At 62.4% G+C, this 10,921-nt stretch carries 11 protein-coding genes; 8 read left to right on the forward strand and 3 right to left on the reverse strand.

Annotation, left to right across the window (positions count from 1 at the left end; genetic code table 11):
- From DBR24_RS05865 to DBR24_RS05880, 4 genes are all read left to right on the forward strand, one after another.
- A partial coding sequence (locus DBR24_RS05865) for a dTDP-4-dehydrorhamnose 3,5-epimerase family protein (RefSeq protein ID WP_146188969.1) occupies positions 1-191 on the forward strand: 191 nt, incomplete at its 5' end.
- Positions 192-233: 42 nt separating this feature from the next.
- Complete coding sequence (locus DBR24_RS05870) at positions 234-2,042, forward strand: ATP-binding protein (protein WP_128614180.1); 1,809 nt, start codon at positions 234-236, stop codon at positions 2,040-2,042.
- Complete coding sequence (locus DBR24_RS05875; protein ID WP_123470582.1) at positions 2,039-3,424, forward strand: sigma-54 dependent transcriptional regulator; 1,386 nt, start codon at positions 2,039-2,041, stop codon at positions 3,422-3,424. The genes DBR24_RS05870 and DBR24_RS05875 overlap by 4 nt, the downstream gene beginning before the upstream one ends.
- A complete protein-coding gene (locus DBR24_RS05880; protein WP_123470580.1) occupies positions 3,421-3,876 on the forward strand; it encodes a thioesterase domain-containing protein in 456 nt (151 codons plus the stop codon). Before DBR24_RS05875 ends, DBR24_RS05880 begins: the two co-directional genes overlap by 4 nt.
- A gap of 207 nt (positions 3,877-4,083) precedes the next feature.
- Here the strand turns inward: DBR24_RS05880 and cysQ are convergent, their stop codons facing one another.
- On the reverse strand, positions 4,084-4,911 hold the full coding sequence (gene cysQ, locus DBR24_RS05885) for a 3'(2'),5'-bisphosphate nucleotidase CysQ (protein WP_128614181.1): 828 nt from the start codon (positions 4,909-4,911) through the stop codon (positions 4,084-4,086).
- 11 nt (positions 4,912-4,922) lie between these two features.
- Positions 4,923-5,489, reverse strand: a complete 567-nt coding sequence (nudE, locus tag DBR24_RS05890) for an ADP compounds hydrolase NudE (RefSeq protein WP_123470577.1) — start codon at positions 5,487-5,489, stop codon at positions 4,923-4,925.
- A gap of 88 nt (positions 5,490-5,577) precedes the next feature.
- On the opposite strand from nudE, the gene yrfG reads away from it, so the two are divergent.
- Positions 5,578-6,240 carry a GMP/IMP nucleotidase gene (yrfG, locus tag DBR24_RS05895; protein ID WP_128614182.1) on the forward strand — a complete coding sequence of 221 codons (663 nt, stop codon included), beginning with the start codon at positions 5,578-5,580 and terminating at the stop codon, positions 6,238-6,240.
- Positions 6,241-6,390: 150 nt separating this feature from the next.
- On the opposite strand, the gene lysM is transcribed toward yrfG, so the two are convergent.
- Complete coding sequence (gene lysM / locus DBR24_RS05900; RefSeq protein WP_128614183.1) at positions 6,391-6,831, reverse strand: peptidoglycan-binding protein LysM; 441 nt, start codon at positions 6,829-6,831, stop codon at positions 6,391-6,393.
- 138 nt (positions 6,832-6,969) lie between these two features.
- On the opposite strand from lysM, the gene DBR24_RS05905 reads away from it, so the two are divergent.
- The 3 genes from DBR24_RS05905 to DBR24_RS05915 all read left to right on the forward strand — a co-directional run.
- The gene (locus tag DBR24_RS05905; protein WP_123470571.1) at positions 6,970-7,857 is read left to right on the forward strand and encodes a LysR family transcriptional regulator; all 888 of its coding nucleotides are present in this window, start codon (positions 6,970-6,972) and stop codon (positions 7,855-7,857) included.
- A gap of 92 nt (positions 7,858-7,949) precedes the next feature.
- Positions 7,950-8,789: a formate dehydrogenase accessory sulfurtransferase FdhD gene (gene fdhD / locus DBR24_RS05910; RefSeq protein WP_123470569.1), complete on the forward strand. Its 840-nt coding sequence runs from the start codon at positions 7,950-7,952 to the stop codon at positions 8,787-8,789.
- Positions 8,786-10,921, forward strand: a 2,136-nt coding sequence (locus DBR24_RS05915; RefSeq protein ID WP_256591293.1) for an FdhF/YdeP family oxidoreductase, incomplete at its 3' end; no start/stop codon positions are given. The genes fdhD and DBR24_RS05915, both read left to right, overlap by 4 nt.

Genomic DNA, 10,921 nt, shown 5'->3' on the forward strand with positions numbered 1-10,921 from the left:
GCTTCGTGGTCCTGAGCGAGTTCGCCGAATTCCTCTACAAGACCACCGACTTCTACACGCCTGCAGCCGAACGAAGCATTCGCTGGGACGACCCGGACCTGGCCATCGACTGGCAACTCGACGAAGCGCCGAAACTGTCGGTCAAGGATCAGGCAGCGGTGTTCTTCAAGGACGCTGACGTCTTTTCCTGAGCGTGGGCATAATGCGCCTGTCATTACAGGCGCATCCGGCACATGAAACCATCTCTCCCCCGTAGACCCCGCTGGCGCAGCCTCGCCCTGCTGGCCCTGTGCCTGGCGCCGCTGCTGTGGCCGCTGGAGCATCTGGCCGAGCGTTATTACCGCAGCGAACTCGCCGGACAAAACCGCCAGACCCTCGACCTCTACGTCGCCAACCTGCTGGGCACCCTGCACCGCTATGAAGTGCTGCCGCAGATTCTCGGCGACCTGCCGGCCCTGCGCGCCGTACTCGGAGCGCCGGACGACGGCGTCACCCAGGGCAATGCCAATCGCCTGCTGAAAAACATCGCCGCCCAGACTGGCGCCGAAGTCATGTACCTGATGGACACCAGCGGCCAGACACTGGCGGCGTCGAACTGGGACAAGCACGACAGTTTCGTCGGGCGCAATTTCTCGTTTCGTCCGTATTTCAGCGAAGCCATGGCCGGGCGTCTGGGGCGTTTCTTCGGCCTCGGCACGACCTCGGCCAAACGTGGTTACTTCTTCGCCGCCGCCGTGCGCAACGGCGAAAAGATCATCGGCGTACTGGTGATCAAGGTCGACCTCGACCACACCGAAAGCCTCTGGGGCAAAACCCCGGAACAACTGCTGGTAACCGACCATAACGGGGTGGTCATCCTGACCTCGCGCCCTGAATGGCGCTTTCGCTCCACGCGCGTCCTGAGCGATACCGAGCGCTCGGCCATCACGGCCATTCAGCCTTACCCGACCCGCGAGCCGCGTCCGCTGAATCTCAGCCCTGACGCGTGGCTGACGCAAACCCATGACATCGCCGAAACCGGCTGGAGCGTGAGCATTCTCGCCCCGCGCACGCTGATCGACCGCCCGGTGCGCACGGTGGTCGCCATCGGGGGGGCGACGCTGTTGGTGGTGATGCTGTTGCTCGGTTTGATGATGCAACGCCGCCGGCATTATCTGGAACGCATCGCCTTCGAAGCCAAGGCCCGCCGCGAACTGGAAGGCCGGGTCGCCGAGCGCACCAGCGATCTGGAAGGCCTCAACCGCCGCCTGAAGCAGGAAGTGCTTGAGCGCGAACAGGCGCAACAGGAATTGGTGCGTGCGCAGGACGATCTGGTTCAGGCCGGCAAACTGTCGGCGCTGGGCACGATGTCGGCGAGTATCAGCCACGAACTCAATCAACCGCTGGCGGCGATCCGGAGCTACGCCGAGAACGCCGAAGTGCTGCTCGATCATCAGCGCACCGACGATGCTCGCGGCAATCTCAAACTGATCAGCGAACTGACCGGACGCATGGCCTCGATCATCGCCCACCTGCGCGCCTTTGCCCGCCGCGACCGGCATGCCCCGGAAAGCGTGGCGCTGCAACCGGCACTGGACGATGCGCTGGCGCTACTCGCCAAACGCCGCCGAAGCATGGAAGTCGAACTGATCCGCGACCTGCCCGCCGCCACCCTGTGGGTCGAAGCCGGGGAAACCCGCCTGCGCCAGGTGCTCGGCAACCTGCTGGCCAACGCCCTCGATGCGCTGACCGAAAAAGGCCCGCCGCGCAAACTGTGGCTGAGTGCCGAATCCACCGCCGACGGCGTCAATCTGTACATTCGCGACAACGGCCCGGGGTTCTGCATGGAAGCCCTCGGTCGCGCCAGCGAGCCCTTCTACACCACCAAGACCCGCACCCAGGGCCTTGGGCTGGGGCTGGCGATCTGTGAAACCCTGATGCGCGCCTTCGGTGGTGAACTGTCGTTCGCCAACCACAAGCAAGGTGGCGCCTTGATTACCCTGCGACTGCGCGCCGGCGCACCCGGGGTCAGCCTGCAACCGTCCGAGGATCGAAGTGCATGACCATCGACAATCGCATTCAGGTGGTGTTGATCGACGACGATCCGCACTTGCGTCAGGCCCTTGGCCAGACACTGGATCTGGCCGGCCTGAAAATCCTGCCACTGGCCGAAGCCAAAGGCCTGGCCGGGCAGCTTGAGCGCGACTGGCCAGGCGTGGTGGTCAGCGACATTCGCATGCCCGGCATGGACGGCCTGGAATTGCTGAGCGAGCTGCACGCTCAGGACCCTGAGTTACCCGTGCTGTTGATCACCGGCCACGGCGACGTGCCGTTGGCGGTGCAGGCGATGCGCGCCGGTGCCTATGATTTCCTGGAAAAACCGTTCGCCAGCGATGCGCTGCTCGACAGCGTGCGCCGCGCCCTGGCCCTGCGCCGCCTGGTGCTGGACAACCGCAGCCTGCGCCTGGCCCTCAGCGACCGCAATGAACTGAGCGCCCGACTGGTCGGCCACTCGGCCCCCATGTTGCGCCTGCGCGAACAGATCGGCGCACTGGCCGCAACCAAGGCCGACGTGCTGATTCTCGGCGAAACCGGCGCCGGCAAAGAAGTCGTCGCCCGTGCGTTGCACGACCTGTCGAGCCGGCGCAACGGCCCGTTCGTGGCGATCAATGCCGGGGCACTGGCCGAGTCGGTGGTCGAGAGCGAACTGTTCGGCCACGAACCCGGTGCGTTCACTGGCGCGCAGAAACGCCGGATCGGCAAATTCGAATTCGCCAATGGCGGCACGCTGTTCCTCGATGAAATCGAAAGCATGAGCATGGATGTGCAGGTGAAGTTACTGCGCATGCTGCAAGAGCGCGTGGTCGAACGCCTGGGCGGCAATCAGTTGATCCCGCTGGACATCCGCGTCATCGCCGCGACCAAGGAAGACCTGCGCCAGGCCGCTGATCAGGGGCGATTCCGTGCCGACTTGTATTACCGCCTCAACGTCGCCCCGCTGCGCATTCCGCCGTTGCGCGAACGCGGTGAAGACGCGCTGGTGCTGTTCCAGCATTACGCCGATGAAGCCAGCGCCCGCCACGGTCTGCCCCCCCACGAACTGCAGCCGGCACAACGTGCCTTGCTGCTGCGGCACACCTGGCCGGGCAACGTCCGTGAATTGCAGAACGCTGCCGAACGTTTCGCCCTCGGCCTGGAGCTGGCGCTGGACAACGGTGGCACCGATGGCGGTGGCAGCGCCGTGGAGGTCATCAGCGGCGGGCTGAGCGAGCAAGTGGAAAACTTCGAGAAATCGTTGATCGCCGCTGAGCTGGCGCGCGCTCACAGTTCGGTGCGCAGCCTCGCCGAAGCCCTGGGCATTCCGCGCAAGACCCTGCACGACAAACTGCGCAAGCACGGGTTGAATTTCGCCGACAGTAATGCCCACGGAGACGAAGCCGAATGAACCGCGACAGCCGCTATCTGGAATCGGTGCTGCATCACGACATTCCGCTGACCCGCGAGATGGGCCTCAAGGTACTCGACTGGCGCGAGCAACAGTTGAGTCTGCACTTGCCGCTGGAGCCGAACGTCAATCACAAGAGCACCATGTTCGGCGGCAGCCTCTATTGCGGCGCGGTGCTGGCGGGCTGGGGCTGGCTGCATTTGCGCCTGAAGGAGGAAGGCATCGAAGACGGGCACATCGTGATTCAGGAAGGCCAGATCAGTTATCCACTGCCGGTCACCGGTGATGCCACGGCGATTTGCCCGGCACCGGAAGCGCTGGTCTGGAAGAAGTTTCTGGCGATGTATCAGCGCTATGGGCGCGCACGGTTGACACTCAATACGCGGATCGTCAACGCGGGAAGTGATGAGGATGCTGTGACATTTACCGGGCAGTACGTTTTGCACCGTTAAAGATCAAAATCCCCTCACCCTGGCCCTCTCCCGGAGGGCGAGGGGACTGACCGAGAGGTCTTGCGTCAGACATCGACCTGAAAGATCGGCAGCGATTATGGATTCAGTAAAGCTGGCTCAAGTCGGTGAATCTCTCCAACATCCCCCAATCGGCCCCCTCTCCCTCCGGGAGAGGGCTGGGGTGAGGGGAATCGAGAGTCCGCCCACTTACCCCCGTGCCAGCTCCAGCAATCTGGAACGCCACGCCGCTTTCGCCGGCAGCGCCAGAAAGAATTCATTGAGCAGCGATTCCCGCGCGGGATAACAGAACGCTTCGCCCTGCAGATCCAGCACCTCGCCGCCGGCACCCTCAAGCACGCCCTGTGCCGCTGCGGTGTCCCATTGCGACGTCGGCGCCAGGCGCGGGTAGCAATCCGCCGCGCCTTCGGCCAGCAGGCAAAACTTCAACGAACTGCCGATATTCGCCAGTTGCAGCTCACCCAGGCTCGCACTCAACCCGGCCAGCAACCGCTCTTGCTCAGGGCTCGAATGCCGACGACTGGCGACCACCGTAAAGGCCTCGCCCGGCCCTGATACATCGCGCACCTGAATCGACACCGGCGTCCCGTCCTTGTCGCAACGCCAGGCACCCAGCCCGGCGCCGCCGACGTAGAAGCGACCATTGGTCGGCATCGACACCACGCCAAACACCACGCGACCGTTTTCGATCAGCGCGATGTTGACGGTGAATTCTTCGCTGCCGCTGATGAACTCCTTGGTCCCATCCAGCGGATCGACCAGCCACCAGCGCTGCCATCCGGCGCGCACGGCTTGCGGAATATCGGCGTCCTCTTCGGACAACACCGGAATGTCCGGATCGAGCGCCGTCAGCCCGGCGACGATCAGATGATGCGCCGCCAGATCCGCAGCGGTCACAGGCGAATCATCGGACTTGGCACTGACTTCAACGCCGACGCGCCAGAACGGCAAAATCGCCTCGCCGGCCTGCAAGGCGAGTTCGACCACCGGCGCCATCAATGGATGGGGAAAATTCATCGACACCTCACTCATGACGTAAAGTACCCGCGCTGCGTCAGCAGATCACGAGTCAGATAAAGCGCGGCCAGCGCGCGGCCTTCGGAGAATTGCGGGTTTTGCGCCAGCGCCGACAGTTCACGCAGGTTGATCTTGTCGACGCGCATCGGCTCGGGCTCATCACCCTCCAGACGCTCTTCGTACAGATCGGTGGCAAGCACCACCTGGATTTTCTGGCTCATGTAACCGGGCGACAATGACAGCTCGGTCAGGTGCTCCAATTGGCGTGCGCCGAAACCGGCCTCTTCCTTGAGCTCACGCTCGGCCGCCGCCAGCACATCCTCACCCGGTTCGATCAAGCCTTTGGGCAGCGACAATTCGTATTCGTCAGTGCCGCCGCAATACTCTTCGACCAGCACCGCGTGTTCGGCATCGAGCATCGCCACAATCATCACCGCGCCGTAGCCCGCACCTTTGCCGACCAAACGCTCGTAGGTACGCTCCACACCATTGGAGAAACGCAGCTTCAGTTCTTCGACACAAAACAGGCGACTGGTGGCGACGATCTCGCGGGCAAGTACGGTGGGTTTCTGGCGCATGCAAAGCTCCTTGGCGTGAACGCGCTACTATAACGCGGCTTTCCCGATTGTTTATGTCGGATATCTTTCTACCGCTCGAGACGTTGCCATGCCTTCTTTACCGTGGTCTGACATTGATACCGTTCTGCTGGACATGGACGGTACGTTGCTGGATCTGCACTTCGACAATCATTTCTGGCTGGAACACCTGCCCCAGCGTTACGCCGACCTGCACGGGGTGAGCCGGGCGATGGCCGAGATGGAATTGCAGCCGCTGTTCGAACGCCACGCCGGCCAGTTGCAATGGTATTGCCTGGATTTCTGGAGTGCCGAGCTGAAACTATCGGTGCGTGAACTGAAGTTGGAAACGGCGCATTTGATCGCGTTGCGCCCGGATGCCGACACCTTTCTGCAAGCGATCAAAAACGCTGGCAAGCGGGTGATCATGATCACCAACGCCCACCGTGATTCGCTGTCGCTGAAACTGGAACGGATCGAGCTGGCGCCGTATTTCGAACGGCTGATCAGCTCCCACGACTACGGTTTCCCCAAGGAAAATCCGCAGTTCTGGGATGCCTTGCAGGCAGATATCGACTTTGATCCGGCACGCAGCCTGTTTATCGACGATACGTTGCCGATTCTGCGCAGTGCGCGGCGTTTTGGCGTGGCGCATCTGCTGGCGGTCAAGGAGCCGGACAGCCGCAAAGGGCCGAAGGACACCGCCGAGTTTGCGGCGGTCGAGGATTACCGCGACCTGATCTCAGGCTTGTAAATCCATTGTGCCGAGGAAGCTTGCCCCCACGGGAGACCGAAGGCCTCCCGTTCTCGACAGACGCGCAGACTCACGCATCTCGCACTTGCCGGTTTGGGGGCCGTTGCGCGGCCCAGCGGGAGCAAGCGTCCTCGTCACAAAGGTTTGGCTTTACTTCGGAATACGAAGCTTCTGTCCTGGATAAATCTTGTTCACATCCTTGAGCATCGGTTTGTTGGCTTCGAAGATTTTCTGGTATTGGTTGGCGTTGCCGTAAACCCGCAACGAGATCGCACTGAGCGTGTCCCCGGCCTTCACTTCGACAAGCTCGGCGGCCACGACCACCGGCCCGGTCACGGTGATCTGGTCCTCCACACTGCCGATACCGGCAATGTTACCCACGGCCAGCAAAATCTTTTCCTTTTCCTCCTGGCTCGCCACTTCACCGGTGACCGTGACCTTGTCACCGTCGACGGTGGCCTGCACATTCGGATTGCCCAGCCCGACCTTGCTGATGTGTTCCTTCAACTGCTCGCTGGCATTGGCATTACCCGGGGTCAGCAGATCAATCAGCTTCTCGCCGGCTTCTTTCACAAAGCTCAACAGACTCATAGCGCACACTCCTTGATTGGGGATCCAGACGTTCAAGCCTAGACCACATCAGCCACACCCGGTTCCAGGCCGACCAATGACCCTGGCCCCGCGCAAGCGCTAGAATCGCCACCCCTGCCAGCACTCACCGGAGCGAAGATGGACATCAAGCAGCTGAAATTCCTCATCGCCCTCGACGAAACCCGCCACTTCGGCCAGGCCGCCGCCCGCTGCCACATCACGCAACCGACGTTGTCGATGCGTCTACGCAGCCTTGAAGAAGAGCTCGACCTGCCGCTGGTCAATCGCGGTCAGCGCTTTGAGGGTTTTACCGCGCCGGGCGAGCGAGTGCTGGCGTGGGCGCGTTCCGTGATGGCCGCTTACGACGGACTGCAGGCGGAAGCGGCGGCGTGTCGCGGCAACCTCATCGGCACGTTGCGGCTGGGTGTCGTGCCGCTGTCGAGTTTTGATCCGCTGCCACTGATGCAACGTTTGCATGCGGCGCACCCGAACCTGCGTTTCGAAATGTCGGCGCTGAGTTCCGAGCAGATCCTCGAACACCTGGCGAACAACCGCATCGACCTCGGTGTGTCCTACCTCGATCGCCTGGATCATGAACGTTTCGAATCACTGGCTTTCAGCGAGACCCGCATGGGGCTGCTGTATGACCAGCGCAGTTTTTCCTTCGGCGAGGCCGCGTTGAGCTGGGAAGCGTTGATCGAACTGCCGCTGGGCATGCTGACCAGCGGGATGCATTTTCGTCAGTCCATCGACCACAATTTCCACAGCCGTGGCCTGACCCCGCAGCCACTGTTACAAACCGATGCCGTCCATCAATTGTTACAGGCTGTGCACGGCGGCTTTTGCTGCGCGATCATGCCGCTGGACGGTGGCCTGGAAAAACTCACCGATCACCTGCGCCTGCAACCGATCGAAAACGCCCAGACCCTCGCCCCAATGGGCCTGATCATGCGCCGTGGCGCCCCGCGTTCAGCGCTGGCCGAGGCCTGTTTCGCGCTGTATCAGAAATCACCGGCAAGCACTTGATCGACGACATCTATCAATAGATCGACAGTAGCGATTAGACGCGACAAGTTGCCGCGCCTAGTCTTAACGTTGATCAATCCGTTGGTGATGCCATGAACGCCAAGCGCCCAGCCTGCGCGGCGCCTGCTCTCGAAACGCCCGCGCCCGCCGCCAGCCAGACGTACAGTTACAGCGATCTACCCCTTGTGGAATCGGCCAGCACCGCGCTGGCCGAGGAAGTCGCGTTGGCGATCGCCTACAACGGCATCAGCCAGGCGGTGATGCTGGTGACGCCGACGGATCTGGAAGACTTCATCGTCGGCTTCAGCCTCGGCAGCGGCATCATCGAGGACGCCAGCGATATCTATGACCTGCAACTGAGCGGCGCCGGCTCGGCGCAATACGCGCAAGTGACCATTGCCAACCGCGCCTTCTGGAACCTCAAGCAACAGCGTCGGCAACTGGCCGGTACCAGCGGTTGCGGGCTCTGCGGCGTTGAAGCGGTCGAGCAGGCCCTGCCCGACCTGAAGGTGCTGCCCGGTGCACCGCTGCCACCCATTGAATGGCTCGACGGCTTGCGTCAGCGCATCAGTGCGTTTCAACCGTTGGGCCAGCACTGCGGCGCCGTGCACGCGGCGGTGTTCATGAATGCCCGCGGCGAATTGCTGCTCGGCCGCGAAGACATCGGCCGGCACAACGCCCTCGACAAATTGATCGGCGGCTTGATCCGCCAGAAGTTATCCACAGACGGCGGCCTGGCGATCGTCACCAGCCGTTGCAGCCTCGAATTGATCCAGAAAGTTTTGCGCGCCGGCATCCAGACCCTGGTCAGCCTGTCCGCACCCACGGGCCTCGCCGTGCAATGGGCCCGTCGACATAACCTCAATCTCATCCACCTGCCGCAGAAAAGTGCGCCGCGGGTGTATAGCCCCGCGATGGAGAATCAAGCGTGAGCCAACATCATCAAGCCGACCAGAAACCTGTCCCGCGCTACAAGCCTTATAAAGGTGCCGCCGGCGGCTGGGGTGCCCTGATCAGTGTGGCCCAGGCCTGGTTGACCAGCGACAACGCGCTGAAAAACCTGCGCATGATGCTCAAAACCAACCAGAACGGCGGTTTCGACTGCCCGGGCTGCGCCTGGGGCGATTCGCCGGAAAGCGGCATGGTCAAGTTCTGCGAGAACGGCGCCAAAGCGGTGAACTGGGAAGCGACCAAGCGTCGCGTGGATGCGAAGTTCTTCGCCAAACACAGCGTGACCTCGCTGCTGGAACAGAGTGACTACTGGCTGGAGTATCAGGGTCGCCTGACCGAACCGATGGTCTACGACGCCGAGACCGATCGCTACAAGCCGATCAGTTGGGACGATGCCTACGCGCTGATTGCCAAACACCTGCAAGGCTTGCCGAGCCCGGATCTGGCCGAGTTCTACACCTCCGGTCGCGCCAGCAACGAAGCGGCGTATCTGTACCAGCTGTTCGTGCGCGCCTACGGCACCAACAACTTCCCCGACTGTTCGAACATGTGCCACGAGGCCAGCGGTGTAGCACTGGCGCAAAGCGTTGGCGTCGGTAAAGGCACCGTGACCTTCGACGACTTCGAACACGCCGACGCGATTTTCGTCTGGGGCCAGAACCCCGGCACCAACCACCCGCGAATGCTCGAACCGCTGCGTGAAGCGGTGAAACGGGGCGCACAGGTGGTCTGCATCAATCCGCTGAAAGAGCGCGGTCTGGAGCGTTTCCAGCACCCGCAGCATCCGCTCGAAATGCTCACCAACGGCGACAAGCCGACCAACACCGCGTATTTCCGCCCGGCGCTGGGCGGTGACATGGCGGTCCTGCGCGGCATGGCCAAATTCCTCCTGCAGTGGGAACGCGACGCGCAGAAAACCGGCGCGCCGGCGGTGTTCGACCATGACTTCCTCAACGCCCACAGTGCCAACGTGCTGGAGTATCTCGGGGTCGTCGATGACACACCATGGGAACAGATCGTCACGCAATCCGGCCTGACCCTGGTCGAGATCGAGCAAGCCGCACGCATGTATGCTAAAGGCAAGAACGTGATCATGTGCTGGGCAATGGGTATCACCCAGCATCGCCATTCGGTGCCGACCATCCAGGAAATCGCCAACCTGATGCTGCTGCGCGGCAACATCGGCAAGCCGGGCGCCGGCCTGTGCCCGGTGCGTGGCCACAGCAACGTGCAGGGCGATCGCACGATGGGTATCAATGAACGGCCGCCGGTGGCGTTCCTCGATTCACTGGAGCGGCGTTTCCAGTTCAAGGTGCCGCGCCACAACGGGCACAACGTGGTCGAGGCGATCCATGCGATGGCCGAAGGCCGCGCGAAAGTCTTCATCGGTCTGGGCGGCAACTTTGCCCAGGCGACGCCGGACAGCCCGCGCACGTTCCAGGCGCTGAGCAATTGCGACCTGACCGTGCAGATCAGCACCAAACTCAATCGCAGCCACCTGGCCCACGGCAAGGACGCGCTGATCCTGCCGTGCCTCGGTCGTACCGACATCGACATCCAGACCGAAGGGCCGCAAGCGGTCACCGTGGAAGACTCATTCAGCATGGTCCACGCCTCCAATGGCCAGTTGCAGCCGCTGTCGAACCAGATGCGTTCGGAGCCGGCGATCATTGCCGGCATTGCCGCCGCCACACTGGGCAGCAAACCGGTGGACTGGCACTGGCTGGCGGCCGACTACGGGCGTATCCGCGAGCTGATCGCCGACACCATCCCGAACTTCAAAGACTTCAATGAGAAGATCAAGAACCCGGGGGGGTTCTACCTTGGCAACAGCGCCGGCGCGCGCAAGTGGAACACACCGTCGGGCCGCGCCAACTTCCGCGCGAACCTGCTGCCGAAAGACCTTGTCCACGAACGCACGCGTGCCACCGGGCAACTGCCGGACCTGATCCTGCAGTCGATGCGCTCTCACGACCAGTACAACACCACGATTTATGGTCTCGACGACCGTTATCGCGGGGTCAAAGGCCAGCGTGATGTGCTGTTCGTCAACGAGGCCGACATCATTCGCCTGGGCTTCCGTCCGGGGCAGAAAGCCGACATCGTCTCGCTG

The sequence above is a fragment of the Pseudomonas sp. HMWF006 genome, assembly GCF_003061205.1.
Lineage (GTDB): Bacteria > Pseudomonadota > Gammaproteobacteria > Pseudomonadales > Pseudomonadaceae > Aquipseudomonas > Aquipseudomonas monsensis.